General features: G+C 55.5%; 21 protein-coding genes and 4 pseudogenes. 5 read left to right on the top strand and 20 right to left on the bottom strand.

What is annotated here, in order from left to right; all coding sequences use genetic code 11:
* Positions 1 to 20: 20 nt before the first annotated feature.
* The 3 genes from BV390_RS24660 to ssb form a co-directional block, all read right to left on the bottom strand.
* Positions 21 to 2,078: a ParB/RepB/Spo0J family partition protein gene (locus tag BV390_RS24660; protein WP_032744120.1), complete on the bottom strand. Its 2,058-nt coding sequence runs from the start codon at positions 2,076 to 2,078 to the stop codon at positions 21 to 23.
* Positions 2,079 to 2,145: 67 nt separating this feature from the next.
* The gene (locus BV390_RS24655; protein WP_009654057.1) at positions 2,146 to 2,379 is read right to left on the bottom strand and encodes a DUF905 domain-containing protein; all 234 of its coding nucleotides are present in this window, start codon (positions 2,377 to 2,379) and stop codon (positions 2,146 to 2,148) included.
* Between the two features lie 48 nt (positions 2,380 to 2,427).
* The gene (gene ssb, locus BV390_RS24650) at positions 2,428 to 2,976 is read right to left on the bottom strand and encodes a single-stranded DNA-binding protein (protein WP_032732060.1); all 549 of its coding nucleotides are present in this window, start codon (positions 2,974 to 2,976) and stop codon (positions 2,428 to 2,430) included.
* 316 nt (positions 2,977 to 3,292) lie between these two features.
* Here ssb and BV390_RS24640 point away from each other — a divergent pair.
* Positions 3,293 to 3,536, top strand: a pseudogene (locus BV390_RS24640) (hypothetical protein); the annotation flags it as partial.
* 273 nt (positions 3,537 to 3,809) lie between these two features.
* Here the strand turns inward: BV390_RS24640 and BV390_RS24630 are convergent.
* From BV390_RS24630 to BV390_RS31615, 4 genes are all read right to left on the bottom strand, one after another.
* Positions 3,810 to 4,373, bottom strand: a complete 564-nt coding sequence (locus BV390_RS24630) for a class I SAM-dependent methyltransferase (protein ID WP_032700843.1) — start codon at positions 4,371 to 4,373, stop codon at positions 3,810 to 3,812.
* A 48-nt stretch (positions 4,374 to 4,421) separates the two neighbouring features.
* Entirely contained in the window at positions 4,422 to 5,729 is a 1,308-nt protein-coding gene (locus BV390_RS24625; RefSeq protein ID WP_086544384.1) for a DUF3560 domain-containing protein, read from the bottom strand.
* Positions 5,730 to 5,854: 125 nt separating this feature from the next.
* A complete protein-coding gene (locus BV390_RS24620; RefSeq protein ID WP_032700845.1) occupies positions 5,855 to 6,085 on the bottom strand; it encodes a CCDC81 family HU domain 1-containing protein in 231 nt (76 codons plus the stop codon).
* 128 nt (positions 6,086 to 6,213) lie between these two features.
* Positions 6,214 to 6,462 (bottom strand): hypothetical protein, encoded by a 249-nt coding sequence (locus tag BV390_RS31615; RefSeq protein WP_223306709.1) that lies wholly within the window; start codon positions 6,460 to 6,462, stop codon positions 6,214 to 6,216.
* Positions 6,463 to 6,554: 92 nt separating this feature from the next.
* On the opposite strand from BV390_RS31615, the pseudogene BV390_RS24610 reads away from it, so the two are divergent.
* Positions 6,555 to 6,767, top strand: a pseudogene (locus BV390_RS24610) (hypothetical protein); the annotation flags it as partial.
* Between the two features lie 110 nt (positions 6,768 to 6,877).
* On the opposite strand, the gene BV390_RS24605 reads toward BV390_RS24610, so the two are convergent.
* The 11 genes and pseudogenes from BV390_RS24605 to parM all read right to left on the bottom strand — a co-directional run bounded on the left by BV390_RS24605 (position 6,878) and on the right by parM (position 13,493).
* A complete protein-coding gene (locus BV390_RS24605; RefSeq protein WP_074172513.1) occupies positions 6,878 to 7,123 on the bottom strand; it encodes a DNA polymerase III subunit theta in 246 nt (81 codons plus the stop codon).
* A 185-nt stretch (positions 7,124 to 7,308) separates the two neighbouring features.
* Entirely contained in the window at positions 7,309 to 7,500 is a 192-nt protein-coding gene (locus tag BV390_RS24600; protein WP_032700847.1) for a hypothetical protein, read from the bottom strand.
* Positions 7,501 to 7,577: 77 nt separating this feature from the next.
* Positions 7,578 to 8,006, bottom strand: a complete 429-nt coding sequence (locus BV390_RS24595) for an antirestriction protein (RefSeq protein WP_032700848.1) — start codon at positions 8,004 to 8,006, stop codon at positions 7,578 to 7,580.
* A gap of 401 nt (positions 8,007 to 8,407) precedes the next feature.
* Positions 8,408 to 9,193: a hypothetical protein gene (locus tag BV390_RS24585; protein WP_032700849.1), complete on the bottom strand. Its 786-nt coding sequence runs from the start codon at positions 9,191 to 9,193 to the stop codon at positions 8,408 to 8,410.
* A gap of 53 nt (positions 9,194 to 9,246) precedes the next feature.
* Positions 9,247 to 9,666: a DUF1380 family protein gene (locus BV390_RS24580; RefSeq protein ID WP_032700850.1), complete on the bottom strand. Its 420-nt coding sequence runs from the start codon at positions 9,664 to 9,666 to the stop codon at positions 9,247 to 9,249.
* 11 nt (positions 9,667 to 9,677) lie between these two features.
* On the bottom strand, positions 9,678 to 9,899 hold the full coding sequence (locus BV390_RS24575) for a hypothetical protein (RefSeq protein ID WP_032700851.1): 222 nt from the start codon (positions 9,897 to 9,899) through the stop codon (positions 9,678 to 9,680).
* The gene (locus BV390_RS24570) at positions 9,899 to 10,579 is read right to left on the bottom strand and encodes a DNA methylase (RefSeq protein ID WP_032700852.1); all 681 of its coding nucleotides are present in this window, start codon (positions 10,577 to 10,579) and stop codon (positions 9,899 to 9,901) included. Before BV390_RS24570 ends, BV390_RS24575 begins: the two co-directional genes overlap by 1 nt.
* A 377-nt stretch (positions 10,580 to 10,956) precedes the next feature.
* A pseudogene (locus BV390_RS24560) lies at positions 10,957 to 11,236 on the bottom strand (hypothetical protein).
* Between the two features lie 317 nt (positions 11,237 to 11,553).
* Positions 11,554 to 11,784, bottom strand: a complete 231-nt coding sequence (locus BV390_RS24555) for a hypothetical protein (RefSeq protein ID WP_032700853.1) — start codon at positions 11,782 to 11,784, stop codon at positions 11,554 to 11,556.
* Positions 11,785 to 11,847: 63 nt separating this feature from the next.
* Positions 11,848 to 12,519, bottom strand: coding sequence for a plasmid partitioning/stability family protein (locus tag BV390_RS24550; protein ID WP_032700854.1), 672 nt, complete (start codon positions 12,517 to 12,519; stop codon positions 11,848 to 11,850).
* Between the two features lie 2 nt (positions 12,520 to 12,521).
* Entirely contained in the window at positions 12,522 to 13,493 is a 972-nt protein-coding gene (gene parM / locus BV390_RS24545; protein ID WP_032425559.1) for a plasmid segregation protein ParM domain-containing protein, read from the bottom strand.
* Positions 13,494 to 13,724: 231 nt separating this feature from the next.
* On the opposite strand from parM, the gene umuD reads away from it, so the two are divergent.
* Together umuD and BV390_RS24535 are read left to right on the top strand one after the other, a co-directional pair.
* Positions 13,725 to 14,156, top strand: coding sequence for a translesion error-prone DNA polymerase V autoproteolytic subunit (gene umuD / locus BV390_RS24540; protein WP_001568036.1), 432 nt, complete (start codon positions 13,725 to 13,727; stop codon positions 14,154 to 14,156).
* Entirely contained in the window at positions 14,156 to 15,427 is a 1,272-nt protein-coding gene (locus tag BV390_RS24535; RefSeq protein ID WP_032700856.1) for a Y-family DNA polymerase, read from the top strand. Before umuD ends, BV390_RS24535 begins: the two co-directional genes overlap by 1 nt.
* 81 nt (positions 15,428 to 15,508) lie before the next feature.
* On the opposite strand, the gene BV390_RS24530 is transcribed toward BV390_RS24535, so the two are convergent.
* Together BV390_RS24530 and BV390_RS24525 are read right to left on the bottom strand one after the other, a co-directional pair.
* Positions 15,509 to 16,483 (bottom strand): ParB family protein, encoded by a 975-nt coding sequence (locus BV390_RS24530; RefSeq protein WP_021312406.1) that lies wholly within the window; start codon positions 16,481 to 16,483, stop codon positions 15,509 to 15,511.
* Positions 16,483 to 17,688, bottom strand: a complete 1,206-nt coding sequence (locus BV390_RS24525; RefSeq protein WP_011977818.1) for an AAA family ATPase — start codon at positions 17,686 to 17,688, stop codon at positions 16,483 to 16,485. The genes BV390_RS24530 and BV390_RS24525 overlap by 1 nt, the downstream gene beginning before the upstream one ends.
* Positions 17,689 to 17,817: 129 nt before the next feature.
* On the opposite strand from BV390_RS24525, the pseudogene BV390_RS31610 reads away from it, so the two are divergent.
* A pseudogene (locus BV390_RS31610) lies at positions 17,818 to 17,893 on the top strand (hypothetical protein); the annotation flags it as partial.
* Positions 17,894 to 18,247 lie beyond the last annotated feature (354 nt).

Here is an 18,247-nt window from a genome sequence, read left to right as displayed (position 1 = left end):
CCAGGGCGGCGTCTCCGTTATCAGGCGGCGCAGGCCGGGTTGTTATGGTCGGTGACGTGGTCGACATCAGCGTCTGTATCGCTCTGACTCGTTGCCAGACTGAGTTCAGACTTTGCGGCAGGCTGTTTCTGGTTGTCGGCACTGGTCATCCATTCCGGAACCCACCGGGTTTTTGACAGGAAGTGCTCTGCATGTTCAGAGGCATCCTTTTTCTTCATTTTCGCGGCGTCCTGTGCTGCGCCAGTCAGTCCGGCCTGAGAGAGTGCCTGTACAATGTGTGGCTGCTTCATGTGCGAGAAAAGGTTATCAGCCGTCGGTTTCCACCAGTCGCGAAGGTCAAACTGGATGGCGTTTTCCACCCCATCCAGCGAACTCTGGTGTTTACGACCAAACTCATCCTTGCCCTGTACACCATCAATAGAACAGGCGGTGCAGAAAGCCATCAACGCCATCAGGGTTGCGCCATCGAGCGTAAAGAAGGTGGTCATATCCTTTCGCCAGTTTTCCGGCAGCAGGGCTTCAAGGCGTTCTTTTTCAGCCTGGATTGCCTGAAACGCAACGCTGTTTTCACCGTCAGGTGCTTCACGGGTCAGCGCGTAATGCGACACACTCACGCTAATGCAGAACGGCTCTTTGACGGACGTCGTGGTATGGAAAACCGAATTACACAGTTTCCAGACCATCAGCGCGATGGCTTTCTGCGGCTGCTGCAACAGGGCCGCCTGAACCGCCAGTGTGCGTTCAGAAGAAAGGCGGGTCAGCAACGGGACACCGACGGCGTCCAGCGGATCGACTTTTTCAGGAGCCTGATCGGTGGATGCATCCTTCTCCTTTATTTTTTCATCGGCGCACAGCACCACACCGCGCTGTACTTTCACCTCCTGACCAGTCCAGGAAACCACCACTCCGGCGGATTGCTTCATTTCATCGGGCCATGTCCGGTGTTCAGCGCGAAACTCAATGGTCTGCTGTTCATGCCAGACCTCATTGAGTTCACCTGCAACACGCTCCCCGTCATCCCCGGTATTTTGTACTTCGAGTTCTTCTTCGCGTTGTGCAAGGAAGGCAAGTCGTTCCGATTCGGCTTCGGTATATGCCACAGGCGGGACAGCATGCAGACGCCAGATTTTAGTATCCTTCCCGTAGTGAGAAATCGGTTCAAGGCGGCCATCGCACCATGACCAGCCTTCTGCTTCGCGAAGGTGTTCCGCGATACTCTGCAGTTTTTCCAGCAGGGCGGTATCGAGAGAAGCACTTTTGACATAGCCGCCGTTTTCGCTGCTGAAGAGATCAACCCGGATTTCTTCCGGACTGAATGCGGCCTCTCCCACAAAGCGGAATTTGTCGCCGTTTGTGGAGACCTCTTCTGAGGTAATGAGGTTACGGATCGAGGACACTGATACTTCATTATTCCAGGACCGTTTGCGGGCGGATTCCAGCACTTCCACCTGGCGTTTCTGATCGCTTTCGAGCGCCAGTGACTGGCAGTGTTCGGTGGTGATTTCATCCTTCGCCAGCGCCTCCAGAATGTCGGGAGCCAGTTCGGTCAGCTTCAACATACGCTGAACATGACGGGTACCGAACCCCAGCAAGTCACCAATCTGCGCGGGGGTTTTCCCCTGTGCTGCCAGCGTGCGGAACCCGGCGATCTGTTCAGACGGATGCATTGCCATCTGCTGTTCGTTTTCTGCCATTGATGCCGCAACAGCCAGTTCATCAGGTACCTTTTTCACCATCACCTGATATCCGGCATCGATACGGTTTTCACTCTGCAGGAGCTGCAGAGCTTTCAGGCGACGACCACCTGCAGCCACACCACACTGCCCGTCATGAAGAGAATGAACGACCAGATTCTGCAACAGGCCAAGCGCTTCAATGGAGTCTGCCATTGAGCGTACTTTCTCCACCGGATAAGGGATGGTCCTGACGTTCAGGGGAGATTTTACCAGTGCCGTCACCGGGACATACTCAATCGGCGCGGCATCGAGAGCCGCTTTCAGGGCGGCGGCTTCGGCAGGTTTCACCGATTTTTTGCTGGTTTTTGGTGCAGTTTTTACCTTAGACTCTGTTGCAGACATAATTGATACCTCTCTGATATTGATGACTGTCTGCCGGACAGCCCCCCTGTCCGGCACCTCTTACTGCTTATTGCGTGTTACGGATGCCATAACGTTCGATATAACGGTTGAGCCATTTCCCGGCATCCGCTTCAAAATTCCATGCGCGCCACACCATTTCGCCGTTCTGACGAACGACCAGGCGAAAATGCGAACCCTGATCGTCTTCAATGGCGACATTTTCAAACTGTGCCGCCACCGCTTCAGCCTGTGCTCTGGTGAAGGTGTCATCCGGTAACGGACCGTTATCGTAAATACTCATCTCTCTCCTTTCGGCCCCACCTGGGCAGGGCCGGCCTGAAACGGGTTATCAGAACGGGGCATCGTCATCCATCGGCGGGTAATCATCCGGGGACGGCTGCGGGGGTTGCTGGGACGGCGCGGCACTCTGACGGCCTTTTTTACCGCCCTTCGCTTTCGGGGATGCCACAGGGGGTTCAGCAGGTTGTACCGGAGTCTGCGGCTGTGCGGGCTGATGAGGTACGGCGCTCTCTGACGAACTGCCCTCACGACGCCCACCCAGCATCTGCATCGTGCCGTTCTGCCCGACCAGCACCTCGGTGACATAGCGTGTGATTCCGGCCTCATCCTGCCAGTTGCGGGTGCGCAGCTGGCCCTCGATGTAGACCTGAGCGCCTTTACGCAAGTATTCCCCCGCCACTTCCGCGAGCTTGCCGAACATGACCACACGGTGCCATTCGGTGTTTTCGCGCAGTTCCCCGCTCTGTTTGTCACGCCATGTTTCCGATGTGGCCAGCGTCAGGTTGGCCACCGCGCTCCCGTTGGGTATATAACGCACGTCCGGGTCCTGCCCCAGATGACCAACCAGAATGACTTTATTGATGCCTCGTGCTGCCATGATGACTCTCCTTACTCCGTTGTTTTGCTTTTAAAACCCCATCATCCGTTGAGTTACCGGAAGCCGCGGTTTTGACGTTTGCGGGAACCTGCTGTTTTGTTCCCGGAGGTATGACCTTCACCCGTTTGAGAACCTTCGCCGCAAGGGCGTCAACGAGCACGGCCCGGTGCAGCTGTCCGGGGTGAGCGGGAAATTTTTTCCGGTCTAATGGAGAGAAGCGAAATGGCCGGAAAAAATTTATTGCGAAAGGCCACGCCGGCCCTGGACAGCCAGGCGGGTTGTGCTTGTCTCAGCCCCGGCGAAAGGGACTTAAACGGTGAAAAGGCACAGGAGAGGAAATGAGCAGGGACCCGCCGCAACGTCGGGGCGCGGCACGCGAAACGGCGGTGCCCCTTACAGCCCGGCGGTCACTGGCCGGGGTGCAGGGAGCGCAGGGCACGGCGCGACAGGGCGGCGCCTCCGGAACGGAGGCTGCAAGCCTGCCGTTGACGTTGCGTCATGGGATGGAAGCCCGACAGGGCGGAGACAGCCTGGCTGGCTCCGTTCACGACAGCCCGCCCGGACGCCCACTGCAGGACCTGAAATAAACGAAGAGCAAAAAGAAAAGCCGGCAGAAACAGATGGATGACCACGCTCCATCAGCGGCTCATCCGGAACAAGAAAAAAGGAACAACAGTAAACCAGAATACCAGAAGGAAGAGAGGGACAGGATGAACGCGGAGAGGGAGAGCCGGCGGCGCGTCAGCGCGGCCCGGTCCTCCTGCGCCGCAGGCGTGCGGCCTTTTCCGGCGCGGCCAGACGGGGGCACACTCCCCCGCCGGGCTAACCGGCTTTCAGGCAGCTATCCTGAGCAGAACAGTTGAAACGTCGGTATACGTGAATGTGCCTCGCGGCAATGGCTCCCAGACATCAGCAAGCGGCTTCAGTATGGATTGTTGTCGCGGCCCGTTCAGACAGACCGCAGTGACCACGCCGCCGGGTGCCAGCAGCGTCACTGCCCGCTGTATATGCCGGATATCCTGCGCATGGTTAAACGGTGGATTCATGATAATTTTGCTGTAGTGCTTTTCCGGCCGGTATTCCAGAAAATCACCCAGCCAGACGCTGACGCCCGGGAAATGATCCCGGAGATGGCAGACCAAATCCGCGTTCAGCTCCACGGCGTCACACTGTGCCCGTGGCGCGCCTTCCCTGACCGCCCGTAGAATGGCGCCCGTTCCGGCGCTGGGCTCCAGAACATGATCAGAGTCCACCACCTCCGCCAGACTGACCAGCCGACGACAGAGCGGATCGGGCGAGACAAACAGCTGTGAACTGGCCCGGATTTCTGTCACAGGCATCCGGTCATCCAGCCTGGCCCGCATCGTCTGAATACGCGCCCTGAGTTCTCTGTGCATAAGTCAACCTCCCTGATCTCCCCGGCAACCTGCCGGGGAGTCTGCCTGTCATTTTTTCGGAATTTCAACGGTTTTCATGTCAGTGATATAGACATTCACCAGCGTACAGCCGTGCGTCATGCAGCGGCGAAAGCGGTACGCGCCGTGCGTCTCAGTTTCGGCCACACCCCGGACAGCCTTATAGTCCCCCGGCATTCTGGCCCATTCGGCTTTGGTCATCTCCCGGGATCCCTCCCCCGGATAGTTGACGATCGGGGGACGTTTTGCGGCCTGTTTCGCGGTGCTGACCTCTTCGGCTGAGGGAGCTTTATAGTCAGTGATGCGGTCCGGGGTCAGTTTCATGGTGCCGCCGTAGCCCAGAAAACGGTAACAGGGAGTTTCCACCGAACTAACCTGACCATTGCTTTTGTTGATGCGGATGATGGTTAACCACTCGCCCCGGCTCAGCACCTGCCCGCCAGGCTCAAATTCCTGTGTCCGGGTGACCACACCGCCGCTTTCATCCAGCATGGCGCGCTCATAGCTCAGACGGTTGCGATAATGATGAACCCAGCGTTGCTGATGGCGGATTGTGCGTTCATGGCAGCGGATCGCAATATCCCGCGCCTGTTCAAAAGTAATGATGTCCTCAGACAGGGCAGAATGGAGAGACATCGAGCCCTCATACTGGCTTTTCTCTGCCGGGCGGGGGTATTTGTCTAGCGTGAAGCTGGCATAAATATGGTCATAATTACTGACCAGTAACGCCATTTTCAGATCAAGAGTCTGCGCGCGCCACATCGTCAGATACTTTTCAGACCGGGCAATGTGCTTTTCTGCCTTGCGTAATTCCGCCTCAATTTTTTTGATACGACGGTAACGCACATCCGGACGCTCTTTGTACTTCGCGTGCCGTAAAGAGGCCTGCGCGCGCTCTTCCCAGTATTCTGCGCGTTCGAACAGCATCACCGCGCGTTTCATACCGTTTTCAATCTTCTGCGCATCCCGGCGCGCGCGGCGTTCGCTGTGATGGCCAACCAGGATCGGCTGACCGAAGGGGATAGCCGACGCCAGCGCGTCCACATGCGCAAGCTCCCGCTCAGATTCACCGGCGCGTTTGTCGCTGTAGTCGTTAAAGCGTTCCGCGCGTTGCTCCTGACGGTCAAAGAGTGTGCTGTCTTCGTCCCCGATATCACCGGCGAGAGACAGTAACACATCCTCGCGGCCCGGTGTCCAGGCTGGCGCCACAAACAGTCCCTGTTTCGGCGCCCACCGGAACCCCGCATCATGCACTTTTTTATACGTCTCTTCATCGAGACGGAGCGAGGCATAAAGCCGCAACTTGTTATCATCCGGGGAATAGGTCCCCCGATACATCTGGCCGATCTCCTCTTCAGCGCCGGTCTGCGGGATAGTGTCAGCACTGAGTGTCTGTGCAAAAGCCTGAGTCATAACTTTTCTCCTTCCTGCGGTTGCCGCCCCTCGCGGGGCGGCTCACCTCATCAGTTAAATGCGCGTTTCAGTTCGAGCGTGCGGAGCACCTGCCCAAAAGCGGCGTTTTTCATCGCGGGGATATGAACGCCGCGCCCCTTGCGGTGACTTCTGGCGATATGGCGGCCAAAAGCCTTTAACGCGGGGTCAATCTCCGGCGCGGGAATATCGGCGCGGAAAATGCGCGGATGACGGCGGGGCTTTACAGCCTCTGCGGAAGGTGAAACAATAGTAACGATCATTACGTTAACTCCTTCTGGTAGTTAATGAAGCCGTAGAACCGTTCGAGCGATTTTTACGGCGTGGATTAAGCAGGGGCTACCCTGCTTTTTTCATTTCTGCGGTTCGTTGTCTGCTTCTTCTGCCTCCTTTAATCAGCATCGTTTTTTTCCTGATTTTTAAAGAACATCACCCGTTGAGTTTCAGGAGCCGCGGTTTTGACGTTTGCGGGAACCGGCTGCGATATTCCCGATGGTATAAACTTCACCCGTTTGAGAACCTTCGCCGCAAGGGCGTCAACGAGCACGGCCCGGTGCAGATGTCCGGGGTGAGCGGGAAATTTTTTCCGGTCTAATGGAGCCTGCGGAATGGCCGGGGAAAATTTATTGCGAAAGGCCACGCCGGCCCTGGACAGCCAGGCGGGTTGTGCTTGTCTCAGCCCAGGCGAAAGGGGCTTAAACGGGTGATGCACCAGGAGCGGAACAGAGCGGGGACCCGCCGCAGCGTCGGAGCGCGGCACGCGAAACGGCGGTGCCCCTTACAGCCCGGCGGTCACTGGCCGGGGTGCAGGGAGCGCAGGGCACGGCGCGACAGGGCGGCGCCTCCGGAACGGAGGCTGTAAGCCTGCCGTTGACGTTGCGTCATGGGATGGAAGCCCGGCAGGGCGGAGACAGCCAGGCTGGCTCCGTTCACGACAGCCCGCCTGGACGCCCGTCGTGAAAAAGGAACGTCAGGAACGGAAATTTTTTCCTTTTCTGTACAGCACAATGCTGTGCCAGGCTGAATTCAGGAAAGCAACCACTGGCCCACTCTCCTTAACTTTCTTCTGTCTTCTGATATTCAGGAGCATTTGCGCGCGGCAGCTGCTGACTGTTCAGTCTGTGAATACGCAATCTTTCCCGGAAATACTCACGGAGATGCCCAGGCTGTTCACGCTCCGCGAGTTCGGGCACAACAGGCTTGTTCATACGCTCCTGCCATGCGACGGCAGCGGCCGCTTTATCGACGGAGACTTTGTCCTGTTCTTCTTTTGAGAAAGAGGCGATATTCCACTTTGACATCGGCATTACCGGTTAAGAAACAACTCAGGAGAGAGTATCCCCTTTCGTCGATCTTATCGACCAGTAACGGAGAGAGCGTGTGCGGCGCCGCAGGCGCGGCGAAACGCCTCTCCGGCAGGCACAGCCTGCCAGGGTTTTGCGCGCGGGCAGACAGGCGCCCTCTCCTCCTGCGCCTGCCATCGTGCTTACCGTCCTTTTCCACCCTGTAAGATGAAATGACCGGCGAGATACACGGCACACTGACAGGTCATGTACTCGCAGATTTCATCCATGACCTGTGCGGTTGTCAGTTCCCGCTGACCGGCATCACGGCGGCGGGCATTAATCAGGGCTTTGTACTGTCGGAGTATTTCACGGGTTTCTGTTGCAATATTCATCGGTATTCTCCTTAACCGGCGGGATTTCCCCGCCGTGTATGATTCCGTTACTGGATACATGCCGTCCGGGTCGTTAATCAGTCCAGCGCGGCGTAAATGGCGTTGCATTCCGGGTGAAAGGTAATGTGATCCCAGATCTGGGCATCACGCAGCATGTAAAGGTGGGTCAGGGCCGGGTTACCGCAGTCATGCCAGGACGCCAGACGACGGTTAACTGCCAGGCTGGTCAGAATAATGCCCGCCGCGTCGGCACTGACGGTACGATCGAACCAGTTTTCACCGTTCACCAGATGAACCCGCCCGCAATCAGGCATCATGTAGCCACCCCCTTCTGGTAAGCGGATGAAGTGCCAGAAACCGCCGTCAACTTCAGGCATCCATTTTTTCGCCAGGGCATACACCTGTAATTCTGCGATCATGAAATCCGTGCCGAACATGTACGGCAGGAAAGAAAGCCGATCGGACTCTTCAACATTCAGGACAGGGCGCGTTGTCACATACTGCATGGTAAAACCTCCGTCATCACATGGACTGCGACACCGGGCGGTGCCGTGCCTCCATAACAGGCGGGCGATCAGTCGGGAATGCAGGGGCGCAAGGGAAGCCGCAGCCTGACGCACACGGCAGCCGGGAGTTGCAGGGTGAGTCCGTGAATCCTGAGCGGGCGAACGACCGGAAAATCCCGGCAGACGGGAAGGAAGGACCGGGTGACCGCAGCGGCGAAGCGCACCCTTGCATTCCCGGCCGCCCGGCTACGATGGAGGCACGGCACAGCCCGCACACGCACAGCACTGACAGAGTGGAAAGCTCTCAGGCAACGTCACGCAGGGACGGGGCCGAGGAAAAGCGGAGCCGGCGACAGCCTTATCCTTCCAGGATGCTCCCGGGGGCCGCAACCCCCGGCGGTTCACGACACTGACCGGATTGTTGAAAGGGCACTGCGGACAAAGGTGATTTCTGCGCGCGCTTCTGCCATGACCTCATGTAACAGGGATAAATCCATCCACCGGCGCGCAGGCTCTCCCGGTATCCGTAACACATCACATATCTGCCCACATGCCAGGATCTGATCCACTTTGTCGCTGATAACAAAGTACTCAACGGCACTGTAGCGCGCGCCTTTGTTCAGGAGGGCATCCAGTACCACCGGTACATTGTCGTCCTCTTCGTCCAGCCAGCAGGGCATATCACTTTCCTTCACAACCAGACGGAAATTTCGTGTCTGGCGGTAAAACAGCGTTTCCCCGCGCGTGGTCAGCGCGGCCTCAATCCGGCGCGCATCCTCCCGGACCTGCCGGGAAATATCCCGCACGGCACGAAACAGGCAATCCGTCACAGCCTGAATTTCAGGCTCTGTCAGCCATTCCCCGGCCCAGGGAAAGGTTATCTGTGTTCCGTCCTCCGGCAGTTGCGGCGCGTCGGCATAGCGGCTGCCGGATAAAATAATCTGCGCTGGCGTCCCGGCTATTTTTGTCATGGCAGTTTGCAGCGCTGCGGGTACTCCACCGGTACAAAGCAAAGGAAGCAGGTGAACAATAGCGGCCGCGTCCAGACGGACATAAATACTTATCCATCCCGGTTTATTTACCGGATCACGCTGGCCAACATCGGTATGGACCGGCCATCCGTAATCAGCCAGCAGATCACGTGCACGGCGCATCACAAGGGCGTTTAAGGTGGTGGTTTCCTGCATGGTATCTTCCTCGAAACAGGGTAATGACACGCCGCCCGGGCGGCGTGTGGATGTCAGTTTTTCAGTAATGCACGCACTTTTGCTGCATCAGCAAGGCGGTGAGTAACGCTTTCCGGCACAGGATAGTTACCGTCCCGGGCGGCCCATTCCCTGCCCCACAACGCCTGTTCCGTGGTGATGAGCAGGGTTTCGAGCAGGTCAGCCGGCACCAGGACTCCCGGAACGGCCTCTTTTACCTCATCGATCAGGTCCATCACCGCACCGGCAGACACACCCGACTCAAGCCGCTGGTCTTCCGGTATGGCGTCCATGCGCTCCAGCACCGCCTTTATGTCCTGTTCAGATACGACACATTCCATCCCACCGGCCAGCGCTTCGATATCCTCCGGGGACCAGACAATCAGGTTCAGCGGGGTTTCTGCGGGATAGAGCTCACTCAGCAACCGGCAGAGGGTTTCACAGGTTCCGTACATGGTTTTTCTCCTTAGTCCTTAAAGCAGGCATCCAGCTCAAGAATGTCGTTGTACGCCGCCATAAACAGGGCATTGATGCGAAAAAGCGTCTGGCGGGTCAGGCGTTCGGCCAGCACATCGGAATCAAAGCGGTAGCGGTGCTCCATGTTGTTCAGCGTTGCCCGCAGGTCACACATGTTGTTGGCCAGTCCCGCCACCTCTGCGCGCAGCTTTTCGTGTCCGGCATAGTTCATTACGCGGCCTCCGGATAAAAGACGTCGTTGGCGGCCGGGCGCTGCATGGCGCGCTGGACAGCTGACAGGCGGGCGATTCCGGCGTTGTGGTACTGCTCCATCAGTTCAATACCGATGTAACGGCGCCCAGCCTGGAGGGCAGCCACACAGGTGGAACCAGAGCCGGCAAACGGGTCGAGAACAATGGCGTTCGGGTGTGTGAAGCTCTCGATCAGCGGCTGAAGACTGGTCACTGGCTTTTCGGTCGGATGGTGGCGGTTGCCGCTGTATTTCCAGCCCAGCACGTCCGGCAGCGGGTCCTGCGGCAGAGGCGGACGGCCTTTTGCCAGGACATAGGCGCATTCATGGCGGTAGCCGACATAGGCGGATTTGGACGCGTAAGTTTTGGTGAACACCAGATGCCCGACCACGCTGAACCCGGCACTTTTCCACGCGGCCATAAAACGATCGACGCGGTTCCAGCCATAAAAACTGACCATCAGCGCGTCCTTTTTGAGTACGCGGTACATCTGATTGCAGGCAGGCTGAAGCCATTCGTCAGTTTTGTCGCCGGCGAGGGTGCGGCCGGAACGGTCACGGAAGCCGACCAGGTACGGGGGATCGGTCAGAATGAAATCGACGGCGCGATCGGGAAAGCCGCCCATAATATCGATACAGTTACCCAGGATAAAACGGGACATAGGGATACCTCGTGGTGACAGGGGGCACTCAGGAGGACGTCGGTACGACGTCCGTTCCCTGCTGCCCGGAGCCTGTACGCCGCGACCGGTAACGGGTCAAGCTGACCGTGGAATACCGCAGCCGTCAGTCTTTCCGACGGCAAGGCTATGCCGCGAAAGCGGCTTGAAGGGCGATCATCAGAATGCGAGTGGATGGCGTAAAATCACAACGACGCCGGACAGGAGCGGAAAAGCCGCCCGTCCCGTGTCCACCCGGGCGCGGCACACTGGCTCCGGGCAGTGACTATCCCCGCGCCAGGCGCGGCATCGATGCGGAGCAACGCGACATCATTATTTTCTGACGTACCGGGCAGGAGCTCTGCCCGGCAGATGTCATGTCAGCGTGTGGTATCCCGCCAGTCATTCCCCCACTCGTCACGCAGTACCGGGGCATCCGGCGCGCCGGTCACGGTCCACACATCGAGGAACTTCAGCCCGCGCAGGGTGCTGTTCTCCACGTCCTCGAGCAGAATGATGCTGTCAAACCAGACCACCGGGATACTCCTACCGATGCCGGTCATCCTCGCGTTTCAGGGATGGCCACCAGGTGCGCCCCATTTCCAGGACACCCGCTTCGGCCTGCTCCAGGTCAGTCGCGGATACCAGGTAATACACCATCTGCCGCACCCTTTTCGACGGCGAGGTTATGCCGCGAAAGCGGCTTGAAGGGCGTTCCTCAGCATGGCGCAAACCGCCACCACGCCAGGCAGGATTTGTAAAGGCGCCCGTCCCGTGGCAAACCGGACGCGGCACACTGGCAGCGTGCGGCAGCGGAGGCACGGGTTAACGGGTGAAAGCAGAAGAAACTGTCGGGAACCCGCTATCCACAAAACGTCTGTTTAACGCTGTGGATAACCTGGAGGCAGGTGGCGGAGAAGAGCACTAAGACAGGCGCCGCGTCAGCTGTTCTTTTTTTAAGCAAAGCGGAAAGGATATCAGCGTGGCCGGGTCTTGTCTCCGGCCACGGACAGGCCAATATAGACGCCTGCCCCCCAGATGACCTGCGACAAAATGAAAACCCACTGCGGAACGTCAAAAACCAGAAGCGGAAGCAGACACAGCGTCACAATGCCAATCAGTCGGCTGCCGAATTTCCTGCGGACCAGTTCACTGCTGTCGACGGGAATGCGGGCGAAACGGAGAACACTTCTGAATCCTGGTGACATGAGAATCTCCCTGGGGATGAAAACCATTTGATATCGGTATATTACTGGATGTGACTCGTACTTTTAGTCACCGAATGCACGCCGCATATTTTTCTTTATTTCCCGGGTATCCGAACCAGACACCGGCATGGCAGATGTTGCCGGCGTATCCGGTACTGCAGCAGCAGCCCTGTTCACGGCAGTGGTGCCGGCCATCTGCTGAACCAGTGCCTGCAGCTCACTGACCGAGGTGGGCGGTACCGGCATACTGGTCAACAGGCGCGGCAGTTCCGGTGCCGTCGTGTGGAGGGCCAGACCGGTGATAATCAGGTTTCTCAGCAGATCCCCACGCAGACGGGATGACGCTTCCGTCAGCACACTTTCCACCCGTTCCCCACTCCGGCCATTTTGAAGCGTCAGGGTGTAACGCCGGCGCTGGTATTCCGTCTCCGGTGACATGGGCAGAGCAGCCTCACCATTTTCGGGCTCATCTGGAAGTCCTGTGAGTGAGGACCAGGTTCCGGAGACCAGGGCCATAACAGCGCAAAGGCGGGCAGCGCTCAGCTGCCCGGCAAAGAACACCGGGATCAGCGCCGGTAAACGGGCATCCACCTGGTATACCACCGCCCCGGCGGTGGCGGCGGTACGGATGAACTCACCGCGCAGGGGCTGTGAGATGGTGCTGATGGTTGCCATCGCCGCGATGTCGGTGCGATCGTCGCTGTGCAGATAGAAAGAATACTGGCCGTCCGGCACGTTTAGTCCTCTTTATTGTAAAGGGCAATCTCCCTGGCCAGCGCCATCTGCGGATCGCCTATAACCTCGATACGGTCAGGGGCCAGAGGCCAGGCCTGACGGATAGCTTCTTCTATGAGGGAGGCCCCTCCCCCGACCAGGAATACCCGGTTAACGTTCCTGAAGGCAGTCAGCTCACTGGTGACTCGCGCACCCAGGGAGGTGATTGCCTCTGTTATTTTGTTCCGAACCTCGTCAATTTTACCTGCATCGTTGATCACACGCTGCAGATACTGACGATCATTGCGGTTGCGGATGACCGTGTCGGCAATAAGCGCGCTGGTTTCGCTGTCTGCCGCCCGCAGCGCGCCTGCAGCTGCGCGGGTGACCTGTGACACGCCGACAGACGGATTACCGTGTACCGCACTGATATCATCAAACTGTCCGACAATCACGCCGGCATCGAGCGTGGTTCCGCCGAGATCAATAATCAGGGTGGTCTCAGCGGGTCCGGGCTTCAGCTCCGCGAGACGGGAGAACGCCGCCGGCAGTGATTCCGGCATCACCTTCACGTCCGTTACGGTAAATGCTCTGCCCTTATTCAGAACCAGCTCACGCATCAGGTTTTCTCGTTTGCGTCGTATGTTCTCCTCGTTCCGCTGGCAGTCCCCGTCGTAATATTCACTCAGGGGCAGCGTCACGGTCAGGCTCACCGGTTGCGGCTCCAGTCCGCTGTTCAGCAGCGCATGATGCACAGCCAGCAGGTTGAGATCACCGTACTGATATTCCACGTTTGTTGTCGGGATGGCATCCCGGCTGACGCTGTCCCAGGTGTATTTCAGCGTGCCCACCTGATAATTGAACGTTGCCGCACTGAATTCCGCCACTTTCCAGCCATGCCTGAAGGAGTTCGCAGAGACCCGTGTCTGAAGCTCATCTCCTTCAAACCATGCCAGCTTAACATTAGTTGAACCATCATCGCAGTAAATATTCATCATTATGCTCCGTTAATTACACTCAATTTGATACTAATTATAAGAGCAAAATGAAAAAAACAAAGTTATATTTCTCAATATGAGTAATATAAATACATCAAAATGATTAACAATGACATTTTGAGCACCTTTATTTACTCAAAATGTTCGTGCGGCGGGCGTTCTGGATTATCGTCACGCTGTCAAATATACTGTATGCATAACCAGTGTTTTGAGATATCAGGAGGAAAGATGAAACTACAGCTTTTCAGCACCGGGAAAGAACTCCCGCCACAGGCCCATCCATTGTTTGCCGATCTGGCCAGCTGCGGTTTTCCCAGCCCTGCAGCTGACTATGTCGAGTCCGATCTGGATCTCCATGATTACTGCATACGGCATCCGAGCGCGACTTACTATCTGCGTGCCAGCGGAGACAGCATGGCCGACGGCAGTCTGTACAATGGCGATCTGCTGGTTGTGGACAGTGCTGAAAAGCCGCGGCACGGCGATATCGTTGTCGCCAGCGTACAGGGGGAGTTTACGGTGAAAAGGCTTCTGCTGACGCCACGACTGACGCTGCAGCCCATGAATGCCTCCTGGTCGCCGATTTATCCTGACCCCGACGAGCTGGATATCTTTGGCGTCGTCACGCATATCATCCACCGCCCGAGAGAGATGTACTGATGTTTGCCCTGGCCGATGTGAACAGCTTCTATGCCAGCTGTGAACGTGTTTTCCGACCGGATTTGAAAGGAAAGCCAATAGTCGTCCTGAGCAACAACGACGGGAACGTAATCGCTCGCAGCGCCGAGGCGAAGCCCTGGATCAAAATGGGGACTCCGTGGTTTCAGATAAAAAACGAAAGGTACCCGGAAAAAATATATGCGTTTTCAAGTAACTATGAACTTTACGCCTCGATGTCGGCGCGCGTGATGAACTGCCTGGAGGAACTGGCCCCTAGGGTGGAACAGTATTCAATTGATGAGATGTTCCTCGACCTGACCGGCGTGGAGCACTGTATGGAGCTTGAGGACTTCGGCCGGCAGCTGCGTCAGCACGTGTATGACTGTACCCGCCTGACCATTGGCGTGGGCGCCGGACCAACGAAAACCCTCGCAAAATCAGCCCAGTGGGCCTCAAAAGAGTGGAAACAGTTTCGTGGCGTACTCGCTCTGACCAGGGGAAATCCGCAGAGAACGCGGAAACTGCTTTCACTGCAGCCGGTTGAAGAAATCTGGGGGGTTGGTAACCGTATTGCACGCAAGCTAAATGTGCTGGGCATAAAGACCGCGCTCGATCTGGCTCTGACGAACCCGGCCTTCATCCGCAAAAATTTTTCTGTCGTCCTTGAGCGAACGGTACGGGAACTGAACGGGGAAAGCTGCCTTTCGCTTGAGGAAGCCCCTCCGACGAAACAGCAAATTGTCTGCAGCCGCAGTTTTGGCGTGAAGATCACGGAGTACGAGTCGCTCCGTCAGGCTATCTGTCAGCACGCAGAGCGGGCCTCTGAAAAGCTGCGTAAAGAGCACCAGTATTGCCGGCATATTTCGGTTTTCATCAAAACGTCTCCGTTCGCCGTTAAAGAGCCTTACTACGGCAACGTGGCTACGGAAAAACTTCTTACACCCACTCAGGACACCAGGGACATCATTGCAGCCGCCACAACGGCTCTGGAGCGTATCTGGAGGGATGGGCACCGGTATGCCAAAGCCGGAGTTATGCTGAATGACTTCACCGGCTCCGGCGTTTCGCAGCTGCAGCTGTTCGACGAACGCCCGCCACGCCCTCACAGTGCTGAGCTGATGAGGGTTCTGGACGGGATCAACAACTCAGGGCTGGGTAAAGTATGGTTTGCGGGGCGGGGTATGGCCCCGGAATGGCAGATGAAACGGGAGATGCTTTCTCCTGCTTATACGACACGATGGTCAGATATTCCTGCAGCGAAACTGGCGTGAAACTTTGGCGATTTCACCTTGAAATTCTCAGCCTAAACTGCCTAATTACAATAAGTTAGATGTGAAATCGCCATGGCGAAATTATTGACTCAAATTTCTGTCAAGGACCTCGTTGATAGCCTTGTCCAGTTCATCCTGAATCACTTTTGACATACGGCTAAACTCATAAGTCAGCGTACGCCCTTTCACACGCTTACGCGCGAACTTGTCCTTTTCTTCAAAAGACCAGAGTGGGGAAACCACTGACTTTTCCTTGGGAGATGGATCTATCAATGCCTGAGATGCCTGAGAAATCAGCTTCAGAATACTGGCTTTCTGTTCGTCTTCTGGTCGTTCGCCATCACTCAAAATTGCATCGAGCTGAGCTGATACAGACTGAATGAGTTCTTCAGGCGTTAATCCCTTTTCACTGAGTTTTTCATTAACTTCTAAAAGAAGTTTATAGTCACTAAACGATAGCTCCGACTGAACCGGGAACAGAGAAATCAAGTCTTGCGGTACGGCCGCCGCCTGCAGCGCCCTGGTAACTTTAGCCTGAGATAACCCCTCCAGTTCAGCAATTTCCTTTTGATTAAATCCGGACTCTTTAAGAGCGATCAATCTCAGGCCAATCTCCCGAAGATTATGTTCTTTAGCTGTCTGGATATCTTTAGCCAGTTGGCGAGCTTCATCAGCTGATAAATGTTCTTCGGTGACCATTACATCAAGGCCTGTACGGACAAAAATTGCTGAGGCTCGCCGTCTTGAACCATCCAGTATCTCAATCCTTTCACTTTGCTTAATACCAATACAGGGAAAGAACTGCTGAAACTTAATCGTCTGGATAATGGATTTCAGGGACTCCCTGGTCAGTGCAAGTTGATCTCTTCCGTTGTTTTCCTGGTTTACGAAGGTCTTACTTTCAACTTCAGATGCAGGCACCCGAACAAACCTGAACGTTACCTTCCTGCCGGTTTTTAAGGTAAATACCTGGCTTCTACCGGTGTCCGTCATTTCGACCATTGACGCCTGAGTATTTAACTGTCTGCCGATGGTTTTTCTTTTCTCATTCGACATCACATACCTCCGTTAGTACGAATGAACTCGATGCGATCAAAGACTGCCTTCGCAAAGTCTTCCGCTGCTGATTTTGCGCTTTTTAGTGCCTCTGTACTTCCATCATAGGTTGCTGGATTTGCTGAAATAACTGTGTCAAAAGTCTCCCCGCAGCGTTCGAAACCATCCAGTCTCGGCAGAACCATGTCTAGCATATCGGCACCGAAAACCTCTTTGGCCTGACTATGGCAAATTTTGTGATCAGACTTGTTCAGGATCTTGGACATGAAGCCGACATTACCGATGAGATTGCAGGTGTGCCCATCCATTTCGATGGAATCTATGAGGGCAGGGAGGCTGGCCACAAACTTCAGGGAAGAATGAAAATCAACCGTAGCCGGTGGAAGAGGGGTCAACATCAGGTCTGCCGCCCCAATGCAGTTTTTCAGGAACGCATCAAGGTGAGGACCACTATCAAGGAAAATAAAGTCGTAGTCATGCTGGAGCTTATCGATAATGTTCTCTTTAAGCACAGCATGAATATTTTTCCCTGGAAGATGTTCTTCACACAATCCCTTCCAGCCTTCAGCAAGGAATGCATCGTCAATGGAAGCGGGGATTACATCAACACCAGGGATAATAGACGGTACTATAAAATCGGAAAGTAATTCTTCACGAGACACGTTCTGGAGCATGGCCTGAGCAGCCGTATTTTCAACCAGGCCCACTGAATTCTCATGGCTCAGGAACATTGTCAGAGATGCCTGCGGATCGAAATCGATGGCCAGAATACGCAGGTCTTCGAACAGAAGCTGAGGATGAGCTCGAAAAGCATGTGATAATGAAGCGGTAGAAACTGTCTTGGAACCACCACCTTTAAGATTACATACAAAAATCGTAAAGGCTTTATCGAAGCGATCCCTGTACTTGGGTACTTTACGATGGTTATACAGATCGATGACATTCTGAATCGTCATCGCGTATTTCATTGTATTACCAGAAGGTTTCTTTTTGAAAATGTAGCCACCGGCTTCCATTTCGGCCACAGCATACTCAACACTGCCTTTACTGAGCTTAGGCAGCTTATACAGAGCGGCTTTGCTGTATTCCTGATAGAACTCGGTAAGCTTCAATTCCTCTTTTTGCTGGCGGATACTCTCGCTCAAAGATGTCAGAAGCTTACCTGCACGTGTAGCAACTTTCCGTAACTGCTCAATATTGTCCATTTATCACCTCATGACGTTTTTTGTCATTTTGAACAAAAAGAGTCATGTTGCAAGCAAAAAATCATATTGTTTTGATTTCGCTCTCAACAGGAGGGGGGAGAAGCTCGACGGGCGTGCCACTCAATCACAGTGCCGCAACACGCAGACGCACTTATGACCATCACACAACAACTCGTACAAAAGGGTATAGAGAAGGGTATCAGCGCTCGCCGCAGCCATGTAACCGAGCGTAGCGAGCGAACTGGCGAGGAAGCGGGGAGGAACTGTACAGGCAGATAGCTCTTACGCTCAGCACAAGAAGAGTTATCCATCCTCTGTGGGAAACAGGTCAACTTCATGGACGGCCAGGGCTGCGGGAAACACCACAAGTATAGGCACACACGGATAGCCTGATCAGAGCAACAAGTGTGACAATCTGCCCTCATTGATTATGACGAACTTGCCCCCTCATGTCACATGACTAACGGGAAGAGGGGAAGACCTAGTGTGACAAACTGCACTCATTTAACTGTGACAAACTGCACTCATTTAACTGTGACAAACTGCACTCATTTAACTG

It is taken from the genome of Klebsiella sp. YJ (assembly GCF_002108615.1).
Lineage (GTDB): Bacteria > Pseudomonadota > Gammaproteobacteria > Enterobacterales > Enterobacteriaceae > Klebsiella > Klebsiella planticola.
The sequence above is the reverse complement of the archived record's forward strand: the minus strand, read 5'-3'. Positions and strand labels throughout refer to the sequence as shown.

What these genes read in the sequence shown, in the direction of transcription:
- BV390_RS24660 (WP_032744120.1), bottom strand. Translation starts at nt 2,078, where the DNA reads ATGTCTGCAACAGAGTCTAAGGTAAAAACTGCACCAAAAACCAGCAAA.
- BV390_RS24655 (WP_009654057.1), bottom strand. Translation starts at nt 2,379, where the DNA reads ATGAGTATTTACGATAACGGTCCGTTACCGGATGACACCTTCACCAGA.
- ssb (WP_032732060.1), bottom strand. Translation starts at nt 2,976, where the DNA reads ATGGCAGCACGAGGCATCAATAAAGTCATTCTGGTTGGTCATCTGGGG.
- BV390_RS24630 (WP_032700843.1), bottom strand. Translation starts at nt 4,373, where the DNA reads ATGCACAGAGAACTCAGGGCGCGTATTCAGACGATGCGGGCCAGGCTG.
- BV390_RS24625 (WP_086544384.1), bottom strand. Translation starts at nt 5,729, where the DNA reads ATGTATCGGGGGACCTATTCCCCGGATGATAACAAGTTGCGGCTTTAT.
- BV390_RS24620 (WP_032700845.1), bottom strand. Translation starts at nt 6,085, where the DNA reads ATGATCGTTACTATTGTTTCACCTTCCGCAGAGGCTGTAAAGCCCCGC.
- BV390_RS24605 (WP_074172513.1), bottom strand. Translation starts at nt 7,123, where the DNA reads ATGTCAAAGTGGAATATCGCCTCTTTCTCAAAAGAAGAACAGGACAAA.
- BV390_RS24600 (WP_032700847.1), bottom strand. Translation starts at nt 7,500, where the DNA reads ATGAATATTGCAACAGAAACCCGTGAAATACTCCGACAGTACAAAGCC.
- BV390_RS24595 (WP_032700848.1), bottom strand. Translation starts at nt 8,006, where the DNA reads ATGCAGTATGTGACAACGCGCCCTGTCCTGAATGTTGAAGAGTCCGAT.
- BV390_RS24585 (WP_032700849.1), bottom strand. Translation starts at nt 9,193, where the DNA reads ATGCAGGAAACCACCACCTTAAACGCCCTTGTGATGCGCCGTGCACGT.
- BV390_RS24580 (WP_032700850.1), bottom strand. Translation starts at nt 9,666, where the DNA reads ATGTACGGAACCTGTGAAACCCTCTGCCGGTTGCTGAGTGAGCTCTAT.
- BV390_RS24575 (WP_032700851.1), bottom strand. Translation starts at nt 9,899, where the DNA reads ATGAACTATGCCGGACACGAAAAGCTGCGCGCAGAGGTGGCGGGACTG.
- BV390_RS24570 (WP_032700852.1), bottom strand. Translation starts at nt 10,579, where the DNA reads ATGTCCCGTTTTATCCTGGGTAACTGTATCGATATTATGGGCGGCTTT.
- BV390_RS24555 (WP_032700853.1), bottom strand. Translation starts at nt 11,784, where the DNA reads ATGTCACCAGGATTCAGAAGTGTTCTCCGTTTCGCCCGCATTCCCGTC.
- parM (WP_032425559.1), bottom strand. Translation starts at nt 13,493, where the DNA reads ATGAATATTTACTGCGATGATGGTTCAACTAATGTTAAGCTGGCATGG.
- umuD (WP_001568036.1), top strand. Translation starts at nt 13,725, where the DNA reads ATGAAACTACAGCTTTTCAGCACCGGGAAAGAACTCCCGCCACAGGCC.
- BV390_RS24535 (WP_032700856.1), top strand. Translation starts at nt 14,156, where the DNA reads ATGTTTGCCCTGGCCGATGTGAACAGCTTCTATGCCAGCTGTGAACGT.
- BV390_RS24530 (WP_021312406.1), bottom strand. Translation starts at nt 16,483, where the DNA reads ATGTCGAATGAGAAAAGAAAAACCATCGGCAGACAGTTAAATACTCAG.
- BV390_RS24525 (WP_011977818.1), bottom strand. Translation starts at nt 17,688, where the DNA reads ATGGACAATATTGAGCAGTTACGGAAAGTTGCTACACGTGCAGGTAAG.